Annotated in this window: 10 protein-coding genes and 1 CRISPR repeat array; of the genes, 8 read left to right on the forward strand and 2 right to left on the reverse strand. The window is 37.7% G+C overall.

Features of this window, described 5'->3' with window-relative positions; translation table 11 throughout:
• Nucleotides 1–130: 130 nt before the first annotated feature.
• The 8 genes from cas9 (at nucleotide 131) to D8872_RS02595 (ending at nucleotide 12,130) form a co-directional block, all read left to right on the forward strand.
• Nucleotides 131–3,517: a type II CRISPR RNA-guided endonuclease Cas9 gene (gene cas9 / locus D8872_RS02560; protein WP_125389830.1), complete on the forward strand. Its 3,387-nt coding sequence runs from the start codon at nucleotides 131–133 to the stop codon at nucleotides 3,515–3,517.
• A 160-nt stretch (nucleotides 3,518–3,677) separates the two neighbouring features.
• Entirely contained in the window at nucleotides 3,678–4,589 is a 912-nt protein-coding gene (cas1, locus tag D8872_RS02565; protein WP_125389831.1) for a type II CRISPR-associated endonuclease Cas1, read from the forward strand.
• A 1-nt stretch (nucleotide 4,590) separates the two neighbouring features.
• Nucleotides 4,591–4,914, forward strand: a complete 324-nt coding sequence (cas2, locus tag D8872_RS02570) for a CRISPR-associated endonuclease Cas2 (protein ID WP_061910864.1) — start codon at nucleotides 4,591–4,593, stop codon at nucleotides 4,912–4,914.
• Nucleotides 4,911–5,954 (forward strand): CRISPR-associated protein Csn2-St, encoded by a 1,044-nt coding sequence (gene csn2-St, locus D8872_RS02575; protein WP_125389832.1) that lies wholly within the window; start codon nucleotides 4,911–4,913, stop codon nucleotides 5,952–5,954. Before cas2 ends, csn2-St begins: the two co-directional genes overlap by 4 nt.
• A gap of 70 nt (nucleotides 5,955–6,024) precedes the next feature.
• A CRISPR array of direct repeats spans nucleotides 6,025–9,001; the repeat unit is 36 nt; unit sequence GTTTTTGTACTCTCAAGATTTAAGTAACTGTACAAC.
• 136 nt (nucleotides 9,002–9,137) lie between these two features.
• A complete protein-coding gene (locus D8872_RS02580) occupies nucleotides 9,138–9,554 on the forward strand; it encodes a YbgA family protein (RefSeq protein WP_125389833.1) in 417 nt (138 codons plus the stop codon).
• A 162-nt stretch (nucleotides 9,555–9,716) separates the two neighbouring features.
• Nucleotides 9,717–10,148 (forward strand): SP_0198 family lipoprotein, encoded by a 432-nt coding sequence (locus D8872_RS02585; protein WP_125389834.1) that lies wholly within the window; start codon nucleotides 9,717–9,719, stop codon nucleotides 10,146–10,148.
• Between the two features lie 254 nt (nucleotides 10,149–10,402).
• Nucleotides 10,403–11,464 carry an ABC transporter permease gene (locus D8872_RS02590; RefSeq protein WP_185761368.1) on the forward strand — a complete coding sequence of 354 codons (1,062 nt, stop codon included), beginning with the start codon at nucleotides 10,403–10,405 and terminating at the stop codon, nucleotides 11,462–11,464.
• The gene (locus D8872_RS02595; protein ID WP_125389835.1) at nucleotides 11,465–12,130 is read left to right on the forward strand and encodes an ABC transporter ATP-binding protein; all 666 of its coding nucleotides are present in this window, start codon (nucleotides 11,465–11,467) and stop codon (nucleotides 12,128–12,130) included. It begins immediately after the preceding gene.
• A gap of 103 nt (nucleotides 12,131–12,233) precedes the next feature.
• On the opposite strand, the gene D8872_RS02600 is transcribed toward D8872_RS02595, so the two are convergent.
• Together D8872_RS02600 and mnmE are read right to left on the reverse strand one after the other, a co-directional pair.
• Nucleotides 12,234–12,419 carry a hypothetical protein gene (locus tag D8872_RS02600; protein ID WP_125389836.1) on the reverse strand — a complete coding sequence of 62 codons (186 nt, stop codon included), beginning with the start codon at nucleotides 12,417–12,419 and terminating at the stop codon, nucleotides 12,234–12,236.
• Nucleotide 12,420: 1 nt separating this feature from the next.
• A complete protein-coding gene (gene mnmE / locus D8872_RS02605) occupies nucleotides 12,421–13,794 on the reverse strand; it encodes a tRNA uridine-5-carboxymethylaminomethyl(34) synthesis GTPase MnmE (RefSeq protein ID WP_125389837.1) in 1,374 nt (457 codons plus the stop codon).
• Nucleotides 13,795–14,017: the final 223 nt, after the last annotated feature.

Raw genomic sequence — 14,017 nt, forward strand, 5'->3', positions numbered from 1 at the left:
CTGGGGATAATTTTATGTTAAAGTAAAAGTCAGTTTTATAATTATAGATTGTCAAAATTATATTATTTCTTGAGTTTTTAAACATTTAGAGTTACAATGATATTAATATAATATTCAACGAGGTGAACATATGAACGGAAAAATATTAGGGCTTGATATCGGTGTGGCTTCTGTTGGTGTTGGAATCTTAGACAAAGAAACTGGTGAAATTAGTCATGCTAGTTCTCGGATTTTCCCAGCGGCTACTGCTGACAGTAATGTCGAGAGACGAGAATTTCGCCAAGGGCGGAGATTAGGACGCAGAAAGAAGCATCGAAAAGTGCGTCTAGCCGATTTATTTAGTGATGCGGGGCTTATAACAGACTTTTCCCAAGTATCTATCAATTTAAATCCATACGAACTGCGCGTTAAGGGATTAAATGAAAAATTAACTAATGAAGAATTATTCATTGCTTTGAAAAATATTGTAAAAAGGAGAGGGATTAGCTATCTTGACGATGCTAACGAAGATAGTGAGTTTTCTTCTTCAGACTATGGTAAGGCTGTTGAAGAAAATAGAAAGCTTCTAGCAAATAAAACACCGGGACAGATTCAGCTAGAACGTTTTGAGAAATACGGACAGGTTCGAGGTGATTTTACTGTTGAAGAAAATGGAGAAAAACACCGTCTGCTTAATGTGTTTTCGACTTCAGCTTATAAAAAAGAAGCAGAGCGAATCTTGACAAAGCAGCAATACTATAATCAAGATATCACTGATGAATTTATTCAGGCTTATTTAACGATTTTAACTGGAAAACGTAAGTATTACCATGGACCGGGGAATGAAAAGTCTCGGACGGATTATGGACGCTTCAGAACAGATGGAACAACTTTGGATAATATTTTTGGTATTTTGATTGGAAAATGTACTTTTTATCCAGAGGAATACAGAGCTGCTAAAGCTTCTTATACGGCACAAGAATTTAACTTACTCAATGATTTGAACAATCTGATTGTTCCAACAGAAACTAAGAAGCTTAGTGAGGAGCAGAAGAGACAGATTATTGAGTATGCCAAAAAAGCTAAAACTTTAGGTGCGGCTACTTTGTTGAAGTATATAGCAAAAGTGATTGACGCGTCGGTGGACGATATTAAGGGCTATCGGATTGATAAAAGTGAAAAACCAGAAATGCATACTTTTGATATTTATCGAAAAATGCAAACATTGGAAACGGTAGATGTTGATAGACTATCCAGAGAAGTTTTAGATGAGTTGGCTCATATCCTCACACTCAATACAGAACGTGAAGGAATCGAAGAAGCGATTAAAGTATCATTTATTAAAGGAGAATTTGAACAAGATCAGATTGCTGAATTAGTCTCATTTAGAAAGTCTAATAGTTCCTTGTTTGGAAAAGGTTGGCATAATTTTTCAATCAAATTGATGATGGAGTTGATTCCAGAGCTTTATGAAACATCTGAAGAGCAAATGACAATCCTTACACGATTGGGCAAACAAAAAACAAAGGCAAGATCTAAACGAACCAAGTATATTGATGAGAAGGAATTGACCGAAGAAATTTACAATCCAGTAGTTGCTAAGTCAGTCAGACAAGCAATTAAAATCATAAATCTTGCTACAAAGAAATATGGTGTCTTTGATAATATCGTTATTGAAATGGCGCGTGAAAATAATGAAGAGGATGCAAAGAAAGATTATGTGAAGCGTCAAAAAGCCAATGAAGATGAGAAAAATGCTGCAATGGAAAAAGCAGCTCATCAATATAATGGTAAAAAAGAACTGCCAGACAATATTTTTCACGGGCATAAGGAATTGGCGACAAAGATTCGACTCTGGCATCAGCAGGGAGAAAAATGTTTATACACTGGAAAAAATATTCCAATCAGTGATTTAATTCATAATCAATATAAATATGAGATTGATCATATTTTGCCACTATCTCTTTCATTTGATGATAGTTTAGCAAATAAGGTACTAGTTTTAGCAACAGCCAATCAAGAGAAAGGACAGCGCACACCATTTCAAGCTTTGGATAGTATGGATGATGCATGGCCTTATCGAGAATTTAAGTCCTATGTCAAAGCCTCTAAGGCACTCAGTAATAAAAAGAAAGATTACTTGCTCAATGAGGAAGACATTAACAAAATTGAAATCAAACAAAAATTTATTGAGCGCAATCTAGTTGATACTCGCTATTCTTCTCGAGTAGTTTTAAATGCTCTTCAGGATTTTTATAAATTAAATGATTTTGATACCAAAATTTCAGTGGTGCGCGGACAATTTACTTCTCAACTTAGGAGAAAGTGGCGTATTGATAAATCACGTGAAACTTATCACCATCATGCAGTCGATGCATTAATTATCGCGGCCTCCAGCCAATTAAGACTTTGGAAAAAGCAGAGTAATCTTCTAATTTCATACAAGGAAAACCAATTTGTGGATTCTGAAACGGGGGAGATTATTTCATTGACTGACGATGAGTACAAAGAATTAGTATTTAGAGCCCCTTATGATCATTTTGTTGATACGGTAAGCAGCGAAAAATTTGAAAATCGTATTTTATTTTCCTATCAAGTGGATTCAAAATATAATCGTAAAATTTCTGATGCAACAATTTATGCCACAAGAAAAGCAAAGTTGGGTAAAGATAAGTCGGAGGAAACCTATGTATTGGGTAAGATTAAGGATATATATACTCAAATAGGTTATGATGCTTTCATAAAGCTCTATAAAAAGGATAAAAGTAAATTCCTGATGTACCAGAAGGATCCACTAACTTTTGAAAAAGTCATTGAGGAGATTTTAAAAACTTATTCTGATAAGGAGATAAATGAAAAAGGAAAAGAAGTTGCTTGCAATCCCTTTGAGAAATATAGACAGGAAAATGGTCCTATTCGAAAATATAGTAAAAAAGGAAAAGGTCCAGAAATTAAGAGTCTGAAATACTATGATAAAAATATTCCAGAATCATTTGTTAATATAACTCCTCATAATAGCAAAAATAAAGTTATTCTTCGTCAATTAAATCCATGGCGTACAGATGTTTATTTTAATCCAGATACTAAAAAATATGAATTATTAGGATTGAAATATGCTGATTTGCAGTTTGAAAAGGGAACTGGGAACTACTCTATAACTCCAGAAAAATATTACGAAATCAAAGAAAAAGAAGGAGTAAGTGAACAATCAGAATTCAAATTTACCTTATATAAAAATGATTTACTTTTAATTAAGGATACAAAAACTAAGGAACAACAAATGTTTAGATTTTTATCTAGAACTATGCCAAACAAAAAACACTATGTTGAATTGAAACCCTATGATAAAGCTAAATTTGAGGGGAATCAGCCCCTAATGGCTTTATTTGGGAACGTTGCTAAAGGAGGACAATGCTTGAAAGGTTTAAATAAAGCGGATATCTCCATCTACAAAGTTCAAACAGATGTTTTAGGGAATAAACGTTTTATCAAAAAAGAGGGTGATGCTCCAAAACTCGAATTTGAAAATAATCTTTAAAAAGAGTTGCAATTAGCTCTGCAATATATTATAATAGTAATTGTAAGGGACGCCTTACACAGTTACTTAAATCTTGCAGAAGCTACAAAGATAAGGCTTCATGCCGAAATCAACACCCTGTCTCTTGGCGGGGTGTTTTCGTTTTGTAAAGGGGAAATTTATGACTTGGAGAATTGTACACGTATGTCAAAGTGAAAAAATGAGATTAAAACTAGATAATCTCTTAATTAAAAAGATGGGAGAAGAATATACCATTCCTTTGAGTGATATTTCTATCATAGTAGCAGAGGGAGGAGATACAGTTGTTACGCTTCGTTTACTAAGTGCTCTAAGTAAATATAATATTGCTTTAGTAGTTTGTGATAATGAGCATCTGCCGACGGGTATCTATCATTCTCATAATGGGCATTTCCGAGCTTATAAGAGGCTACAAGAACAATTGCTTTGGACGCAGGATCAAAAGGACAAGCTGTGGCAAATTGTTACTTATTTCAAAATTAATAACCAGCAGGATGTGTTAGCTATGTTTGAGAAGGATTTAGATTGTATTCAACTATTAGCTGACTATAAAGAACATATTGAGTTAGGCGATAAAACAAATCGAGAGGGTCATGCAGCTAAAGTATATTTCAATGAATTATTTGGTAAAAAATTTGTGCGCGTAACTCAACAGGAAGCTGATGTTATCAACGCAGGTTTAAATTATGGTTATGCGATTATGAGAGCTCAAATGGCAAGGATTGTGGCTGGTTATGGATTAAATCCCTTGATTGGAATCTTTCATAAAAATGAATACAATCAATTTAACCTGGTAGACGATCTGATGGAACCTTTCAGGCAGATTATTGATGTATGGGTTTATCATCATTTGAGAGAGGAAGACTATTTGAAATATGAATTTCGATTAGCTTTAACAGATTTATTAAATGCAAAGATTCGTTATGGTAAGGAAAATTGCACTGTAACTGGAGCTATGGATAAATATGTAAAAGGATTTATCAAATGTATTGCGGATAAAGATACAACAAAATTTTACTGTCCGATCGTCTCAAGTTTGGAATGGAGTAAATAAAATGAGGTATGAAGCGATGAGATTGATTTGTTTTTTTGATCTTCCTATGGAAACTAATCAGGAAAAGAGAATCTACCGTAATTTTCGTAAAGAATTGATTGCAAATGGTTTTGAAATGCTACAGTTTTCTGTATATTATCGAACTTGCCCTAATCGTAGCTTTGCTGGTAAATTCTATAAGAAATTAAAACAAAGTAATTTACCTAGTGGAAATGTTCGGTTGCTGGCTGTGACGGAAAAACAGTTTTCTGAAATGGTTCTGATTATTGGTGGGAAGACGAAGCAAGAAGAAGTAGTCAGTGATAATAAGTTGGTAATCATATGAAACTATATTTTAAGCATCCTTATAAGGAAAACCTAGCCATTAATTTTGGAAAATTTACGCAGGTTGTTGGTGAAGACCAACAGTTGAAGTATTATATTTGGCAATTATTAGTCTGGTATTTTGGTGGTAAAAAATACAACACAGAGGACTTAACACTCTTTGAACAAAGCGAACCAGAAATTTGTACAGAAGAGATGATCATAAAAAGAAGTGAGTATAAGATTGTTTCAATTTCAAATATTCAGGATTTGATTGAGCAGATGAATTATAAAAAGGGAACAGTTGCATTTGATTTTTTAAAATCTAAACTGGATAACCTAGAAGTGATGGAACAAATTGATTTTATTAATGATAAACTAGATCAAATATCTGCTATAGTAAATAAGCAACTCAATTTTCAAATTGGCGATATTGATTATCATACTGAAAGCGTCTATCTGAATGTAGAACAACTGATTTTAAAAAATTTTCTACCATATTTTGGAATGGGAGATAAAAATATTTCCTTCGAATTTGTCGAAAATGAAACCAAGTTTTTAATATTCTTGACCATGCTGCAAGAGACACTTTTAAAAACTAATCAGAAAATAATTTTGCTTTTGAGAAGTATGGATGATTATCTGACTTACCAATCTTTTGTAAAGTGTTGCAAACGCCTCCAAATGATGACAGAAAAATTTCCTAATATTTATGTAATATCTTTTCCTTCAAATGAAGGCTATCTTTATATCAACAGAGAAAATATGGAATTTGTTAATATTATTTCTGGTTTTATAGAGCATTACTATGAGTTTCGGTTTATGTATGAAAGTTTTGTACAGCGTTATCCATCCAATGAGATTCCTAATGAAGAAGAATTTCTAATTTCTTTGCAAAAAATTTCTCCTTATTTATTTAGCTCTGATGTGGAACATATGAGTCTTTCGATTTATGATATGGTCACTTTAAAAATTATGAATAGCTTATACCAATATGATAAAATTATTGATTTTAAAGTACAGATGGCTAATCCATTATTAACAAATTTTTTAAAATATTAGACTTGACAAGCTTTTGGGGAGAATCTATAATCAGTATGAGAGTACAAAAAGCAAAAATTTTTAATTTGAGGTTTTTGTACTCTCAAGATTTAAGTAACTGTACAACAGTTATTCTGATGGGTCTTATGATAATTCAGTTTTTGTACTCTCAAGATTTAAGTAACTGTACAACTAAAAATAGTCTTTCTCTTTGATATAGATGGTTTTTGTACTCTCAAGATTTAAGTAACTGTACAACGCCAGGTACTGTCCTAATTCACCGATACGGGTTTTTGTACTCTCAAGATTTAAGTAACTGTACAACTGCAGCCATCTATGACGTTCGTGGTATTCGGTTTTTGTACTCTCAAGATTTAAGTAACTGTACAACAAATATCTACCACAGGAAATATTTCATCCGTTTTTGTACTCTCAAGATTTAAGTAACTGTACAACCTTTTTTGTTGATGGTCAATGTCTCAATATGTTTTTGTACTCTCAAGATTTAAGTAACTGTACAACAAAACAATCTCAAGGAGAAATTATCATGACGTTTTTGTACTCTCAAGATTTAAGTAACTGTACAACCACGCAAGAGCCCTATAAACCTTCAACCTAGTTTTTGTACTCTCAAGATTTAAGTAACTGTACAACCGATGTCTTGGATAGGGTTCAAGCAAACTCGTTTTTGTACTCTCAAGATTTAAGTAACTGTACAACTGTTGTGAAATGTGCTAAGAAAGTCAATGTGTTTTTGTACTCTCAAGATTTAAGTAACTGTACAACTCCTGACTGCCAGATTAAAGAGCAGTATCGGTTTTTGTACTCTCAAGATTTAAGTAACTGTACAACAAGTCAACGAGGGTACCCCCCGAAGCGGCAGTTTTTGTACTCTCAAGATTTAAGTAACTGTACAACGCAGAGGCAGCCTATCATCATCCATAAGGCGTTTTTGTACTCTCAAGATTTAAGTAACTGTACAACCAGCCGTTACTGTGTAATTTTCGTACTTGGGTTTTTGTACTCTCAAGATTTAAGTAACTGTACAACAGGAATTCTGGCCAACCCCGTATACTGCGGGTTTTTGTACTCTCAAGATTTAAGTAACTGTACAACAATGAGGGCTTAAGGCTCTACACAGACACAGTTTTTGTACTCTCAAGATTTAAGTAACTGTACAACTAAATTGTTCAATCTCAGCCATCTTGCGTGGTTTTTGTACTCTCAAGATTTAAGTAACTGTACAACTAAATTCGATCATTCTTAATCCACCCCCTCGTTTTTGTACTCTCAAGATTTAAGTAACTGTACAACCGCTGGCCGTCTTTTGATTGACCAACTGCCGTTTTTGTACTCTCAAGATTTAAGTAACTGTACAACCCATCGTATCCAGTGAACGTCACTACTCCAGTTTTTGTACTCTCAAGATTTAAGTAACTGTACAACAGTACGCATTTAGAAATGCTGAGGATATCTGTTTTTGTACTCTCAAGATTTAAGTAACTGTACAACCTCTCCTCACCAACTAATATCGGAAGCTGAGTTTTTGTACTCTCAAGATTTAAGTAACTGTACAACGTCAAATCTCAGATAGAAACTAGGGCGGAGGTTTTTGTACTCATAAGGAGCGTTGACTTTTAGTCCAACAGGTTTTTGTACTCTCAAGATTTAAGTAACTGTACAACGTCAAATCTCAGATAGAAACTAGGGCGGAGGTTTTTGTACTCTCAAGATTTAAGTAACTGTACAACAGTGCAGCCAATCTATACGAAGTTATTCAGTTTTTGTACTCTCAAGATTTAAGTAACTGTACAACTCCCTACGAAATTCCATTGTTTCAGAACCGTTTTTGTACTCTCAAGATTTAAGTAACTGTACAACGCCAGCTCGTCATAGGTATAGCTCCAACTGGTTTTTGTACTCTCAAGATTTAAGTAACTGTACAACGGTCTTTTTTGTCTGCTGTTTCCAAAACAGGTTTTTGTACTCTCAAGATTTAAGTAACTGTACAACATTTTAATACTAAGAAATTAACCACCGTAAGTTTTTGTACTCTCAAGATTTAAGTAACTGTACAACTGTTAGCACGGATTATCTCCTAGGGCGCACGTTTTTGTACTCTCAAGATTTAAGTAACTGTACAACCCCTCCGTAACAGTGTACATAAGAAAGAAAGTTTTTGTACTCTCAAGATTTAAGTAACTGTACAACCTAGAGGCTAAAGCTAGTGCTGCTACCCTGTTTTTGTACTCTCAAGATTTAAGTAACTGTACAACATTTGGCAAGGATATCAAAACCCTGCTCATGTTTTTGTACTCTCAAGATTTAAGTAACTGTACAACAAACAGCTTCAGGTGGTGCTATCGGACGCTGTTTTTGTACTCTCAAGATTTAAGTAACTGTACAACGAGTCGATAGTGGCCCGGCTTCCGGTTCTTGTTTTTGTACTCTCAAGATTTAAGTAACTGTACAACCTATTTCCAAGTTGTCAGACCTACTCATTAGTTTTTGTACTCTCAAGATTTAAGTAACTGTACAACTGCCTTTGACCTCAAGCAAAAGCTTAAAGGGTTTTTGTACTCTCAAGATTTAAGTAACTGTACAACTCATCTTCCACCTCCTCAATCTCAATGCCTGTTTTTGTACTCTCAAGATTTAAGTAACTGTACAACTAATGTGTACTTCGTGAACGTTTCGACTTGGTTTTTGTACTCTCAAGATTTAAGTAACTGTACAACAATTTGCTATGACAGTTAATGCAATTTTAAGTTTTTGTACTCTCAAGATTTAAGTAACTGTACAACTGGGACCATCGTCGAAGGGCGAACTCACACGTTTTTGTACTCTCAAGATTTAAGTAACTGTACAACCGTCGTTTGGTATAAGGAAGTTTCGTCTGAGTTTTTGTACTCTCAAGATTTAAGTAACTGTACAACAATCCTGCTCTGAATGTCCATATCAAGATTGTTTTTGTACTCTCAAGATTTAAGTAACTGTACAACCTCCGCCCGGTTTTAGGTGGTTGTTTGCTCGTTTTTGTACTCTCAAGATTTAAGTAACTGTACAACAGAAGAAAGCTAAGCGGACTTGGTACTGGTCTCATAAAATTGCTTTTTATCTTGCTAACTTTATGACTGGGATGCGAGTAACGATGTGGACGAGGTTGGAAGAATTCGAAAGTGAAGATTAGAAGGAAAAGTAATCATGGAAAATGTAAGCCAAATCTCCCAATGTCAGACTCTTTGGGCTAGAAATAAATATCTGGTGCTCAGTCATTCCAGTAAGATCTATCTGGAAATCCGTCAGTATCTGAAAAGCGATTTGGTGGAAGCGGCACATGTCCAAGACTTGATTGATCAGGCGGTAGCCCTGCCTGAAAATCGCGGTCAGGTCTGCAATGCCTTTCAGCATGTTTGGGGCTATTTTAAGAAAAAAGCCAGCCCAGCTGAAAAAGAAAATTTTATGCTTCTTTTAGAGCGATACCAAGCAGGTCAGGTGGAGCAGGAGGTTTTGGTAGAAGCTGTGAAAGATTTGCTTAGAAAGTACCCCAATCCCTATCTGCAACAGTCGACCTTGATATTTGGGGATGAGGCAGAAGGCTCGTCCATCAAGGATGACTAGCTTTGATCCTCTAGAAGAAGCAAGAAATTCTACATCTCCAGTCAAGTAAGGCTGGGGAATTTTTTATTTTTAGATAAAAAATGCTATATGATTGACAAACAAAACAGACAATTGTAGAATATAATTATAAACTACAAATGTAGAAAAAAAGGAGGAAACACTATGACTATTTCGAAAAAAGCCTTTACTGGAATCTTATCATTAACAGTCGCAGTTTTATTGACTGCTTGCTCAGGCAATGCTAATCAGGGAGAAAATGCTAACTCATCACAAAATACCCAAAGCCAAACATCACAGCCTGCGCAAGAACAGACTTCTTCATCCAATGCAGGCCAGACCAGCAATCTAGACGGACGCTACCAAGCAACCGACCATGATGGTGACCAGCATGTCCTAGAAATCAGCGGTAAGACTGGCACTTGGACTGAGACCGAGGTCGATGGCAGTAAGGAAATCAAACAGGTACAAGTAGATGCAGCGAAGCAGAGCCTAATTGTCGGTGACGATGTCAAAAGCTATCGTCAAAATGGCAATCAGCTGATTGTGGACGAACTAGATGATGATCCAGATATTCTGACCTTTACTAAGCAGTAAAGCGTTTCTCAATCTGCTCAGAAAAAGAGTGTGCGAAGCGTAAAGAAAAAGAAACAAGAACGGTTTCGGTAGATGAACTGAAGCCCTTGTTTCTTTTTATTTTATGAATTTCTTTCAAGGAATGTTTCTGACTTAGGGAATCGCTATACGACTTAGTGATTTTCGTGTGAATCTGGTTACCATTAGTCTCATATGTTTTTCTAGCTTGCTTCTTTATGATATAATGATCTTTAATAACTCAAAGGAGGACAGCTTTGTTTTTAGCTTTTAAAGAGATTATCTACAGCCGTGGACGCTATCGTTTAGTGGTTGCTGTGGTCTTTCTCATTACCTATATGGTTTTCTTTTTGTCTAGTCTTTCTGTCGGTTTGGCTAGGCTTAATCGCTTGGCTCTGGACCAATGGCAGGCTGAGTCAATCGTCTTGTCAGAGTATGCCAATAAGAATCTGGTTGCTTCGACTCTCAAGGAAGAGGAGTATAATAGCCTGCTTCAAGGGGACTCAATTGCGGCTTTGGGACAGACGGCAGCAGTGGCCAATTATGAAGATGGGACGGATAAACTCAACGCTCAAGTTTTTGGTCTCTCTTGGGATAGTTTTCTAGCGCCTGACATTATTGAGGGACGTCCTGCTGAGACTGCTTATGAAGTCATTGCGGATAAGCGCCTCCAGCAAAAAGGTGTGAAACTAGGCGACCAACTCCAGCTCAATGGCAGTGAGCGCCTCTATCAGGTTGTTGGCTTCACAGAGGATAATAGCTTCTTTACGCAACCTGTAATTTTTATGGCTCTAGATGATTTCAGGGAATTAAAGTACGGCTCAAGTCAGGTTAAGAATATCAGCGCACTTGTGGTCAAGGATGGTCAGAAGATTGAAGAAGCAGGACTTAGTCAGCTCTCTATGAGTGATTTTATAGAAAATATCCCTGGTTATCAGCCTCAGGTACTGACTTTTTCCTTTATGATTGGGGCCATGGTTCTGATTACATTTTTGGTATTGGGAATTTTCATGTACATCATTACCATCCAAAAGACGCATCTTTACGGTATTATGCGCGCCCAAGGAATTGCCAGTGGGAAGATTATTGCTTCTATTTTTTGGCAGATTTTCATCCTGTCCACTCTGGGAATCAGCTTAGCTGTCTTGGCTCTCTTGGGAACCCAGCTAGTCTTGCCGGCTTCTATGCCTTTTTACAGTGACTGGAGAGCTTATGCTGGTTTAATTGTCCTCATTGTTTTCATGTCACTGGCTGGCGGACTCTTGTCCATTCATCGGGTTCTGAAAATTGACCCTATCACAGCGATTGGAGGTGAGTAAATGTCAATCATAGAACTAAAAGGGGTTACAAAAGAATACGGCCAGGGGCATACGCTAGTCCAAGCCCTGAAACCAACTGATTTCCAACTGGAAGCGGGGCAGTTTGTAGCTATTATTGGGCCGTCAGGATCGGGTAAAACAACCTTTCTGACCTTGCTGGGGCATTTGCAAACTCCCTCAAAAGGACAGATTCTCCTGCGTGGAAAAGATACCTCCCAGCTCAAGGAAAAGGAAAGGGCTGCTCTACGTTTCAATGATTTTGGCTTTATTTTGCAGGCTTCCAATCTCATACCCTTTTTGAAAATCGAAGACCAGTTCCAGCTGATTGACCGCTTATCTAAAAAGGAAAGGACGGATCTAGACAGTCTGATTGAGCTGCTAGATCTAAAAGACACGCTTAAGCAGTATCCCAAAGAATTGTCCGGTGGGGAACGGCAGCGGGCTGCTATCGCTAGAGCGCTTTACAATAGCCCTGACATTATCTTGGCTGATGAGCCGACAGCTAGTCTGGATACGGAGCGGGCCAAGCGCGTGGTCCATCTGCTCAAAGAAGTGACTCAAAAATTCAACAAGAGCGTAGTCATGATTACTCATGATACCCGCTTGCTGGACGAGGTTGACAAGGTCTATGAGATGCAAGACGGAGTGCTGACTCAAGTCCGATGAAGATGTAGCCCAACAGAAAAATAGTTTGGGACAAGGAGAGTGCCACGATTCATGATCAGGCAAATTCTCAGCTAGATTGAATAGACAAACACGGTTCTGTTTTTCAAGAACCGTGTTTCGTTTTCTTCATTTTTTGGTGATTTTCAGGATTTATTTTGGTAGTACGGGCTTTGTGGAGGAGGACCTCCAACCAGCTGCGTTTTTGGATGCGCTCTCTGGCCTGTCCATTCTTTCGACTTTCTAGGTATTCGCCTAGATTTTTTGCTTTGATAAACTCTGTGATTCCCATATTATTTTCCTAGGCAGAATTGGCTGAAGAGCTGGGTGATGAGTTCGTCTGGTGCGGCGTCTCCAGTGATTTCGCCGAGGATTTCCCAAGTGCGGGTCAGATCGACTTGGAGGAGATCCACTGGCATGCCTAATTTCAGTCCCTGATTGACGGCTTGCAAGCTTTCGACAGCCTTTTCGATGAGAGAGATGTGGCGGGCATTGGACAGATAGGTGGCGTCTTGCTCGACAATCCCAGCATTCTCAAAGAAGAGCTGATTGATACGATCCTCGATTTTATCAATGTTTTGATTGTTTAGAACGGATATCTTGATTGCATCAGTCGGCAGCTGGTCTAGTTCAATCTTCTCTTCAAGGTCAGTCTTGTTCAGCAGGACGATGCGATTGCTATCTTGGCTGATTTCAAGTAATTGTTTGTCTTGGTCAGTTAGTTGCTCGCTGGCATTGAGAACCAAGAGAACCAAGTCAGCTTCCTGTAAGGCTTTTTTAGAGCGCTCAACGCCAATCTGCTCCACAATATCATCCGTTTCCCGAATCCCTGCGGTATCGATGAGCTTGAGCGGTACGCCGTTGATATTGACGTACTCCTCAATCACATCACGAGTTGTCCCCTCGATGTCTGTTACAATGGCCTTGTCCTCACGCAGAAGATTGTTGAGGAGGCTGGATTTACCAACATTAGGTCGACCGATGATAGCAGTGGAAATCCCTTCGCGCAGAATCTTACCGCGTCGCGCAGTTTTGAGAAGCTGTGTCAGAAGTTGCTCGAATTCAAGTGTTTTTTCACGAATGATTTCCGTTGTTGCTTCCTCAACATCGTCGTACTCAGGATAGTCGATGTTGACCTCGACTTGAGCCAGTGTGTTGAGGATTTCCTGGCGGGTGCTATTGATAAGGTCAGAAAGAGAGCCGTCCAGCTGCTTGACAGCATTGTTCATGGCTTTATCAGTCTTGGCGCGGATGATGTCCATAACGGCCTCAGCCTGAGTCAAATCTACGCGCCCATTGAGAAAGGCCCGCTTGGTAAACTCGCCAGGCTCTGCCATTCTAGCCCCTTCTCGGATAGCCAGCTGTAGGATTTCATTAGTCACTGCAATCCCACCGTGGGTGTTGATCTCGATGATATCCTCACGGGTGAAAGTCTTAGGAGAGCGCATAGCACCGATCATGACCTCATCCAGAACCTCCTGATTTTGAGGGTCAACGATATGGCCGTAGTTGAGTGTGTGGCTGGCCACTTTACTTAAATCCTTGCCTTTAAAGATTTTTTGTGCAATAGCAAAGCTGTCCGTCCCGCTTAGTCTGACGATACCGATGGCTCCTTCCCCAAGAGGGGTCGAAATAGCAGCGATGGTATCAAATTCTCGTGTTATCATGTATATCCTTTCTGAAAGCTTATTTAATAAGCTTTTCCTACCAGTTCGCCCCAAATTCACCCAAAAAGTTTTTGAGACTTTTGCATCGTTTTGTCCTTGTTTTGCATTAATTAATAGGTATAGTGAGAAAGTGGTAGTTAAATCCTTGTGCCTTAGTAAAATGCGACTGACGGCTAGAGTTTCTTCCTTGATTTTACCAATACTCATAAAAGAAAAACAGCTG

It is taken from the genome of Streptococcus cristatus, from assembly GCF_003943815.1.
GTDB classification, from domain to species: Bacteria; Bacillota; Bacilli; order Lactobacillales; family Streptococcaceae; genus Streptococcus; species Streptococcus cristatus_F.

What these genes read in the sequence shown, in the direction of transcription:
- cas9 (WP_125389830.1), top strand. Translation starts at nt 131, where the DNA reads ATGAACGGAAAAATATTAGGGCTTGATATCGGTGTGGCTTCTGTTGGT.
- cas1 (WP_125389831.1), top strand. Translation starts at nt 3,678, where the DNA reads ATGACTTGGAGAATTGTACACGTATGTCAAAGTGAAAAAATGAGATTA.
- cas2 (WP_061910864.1), top strand. Translation starts at nt 4,591, where the DNA reads ATGAGGTATGAAGCGATGAGATTGATTTGTTTTTTTGATCTTCCTATG.
- csn2-St (WP_125389832.1), top strand. Translation starts at nt 4,911, where the DNA reads ATGAAACTATATTTTAAGCATCCTTATAAGGAAAACCTAGCCATTAAT.
- D8872_RS02580 (WP_125389833.1), top strand. Translation starts at nt 9,138, where the DNA reads ATGGAAAATGTAAGCCAAATCTCCCAATGTCAGACTCTTTGGGCTAGA.
- D8872_RS02585 (WP_125389834.1), top strand. Translation starts at nt 9,717, where the DNA reads ATGACTATTTCGAAAAAAGCCTTTACTGGAATCTTATCATTAACAGTC.
- D8872_RS02595 (WP_125389835.1), top strand. Translation starts at nt 11,465, where the DNA reads ATGTCAATCATAGAACTAAAAGGGGTTACAAAAGAATACGGCCAGGGG.
- D8872_RS02600 (WP_125389836.1), bottom strand. Translation starts at nt 12,419, where the DNA reads ATGGGAATCACAGAGTTTATCAAAGCAAAAAATCTAGGCGAATACCTA.
- mnmE (WP_125389837.1), bottom strand. Translation starts at nt 13,794, where the DNA reads ATGATAACACGAGAATTTGATACCATCGCTGCTATTTCGACCCCTCTT.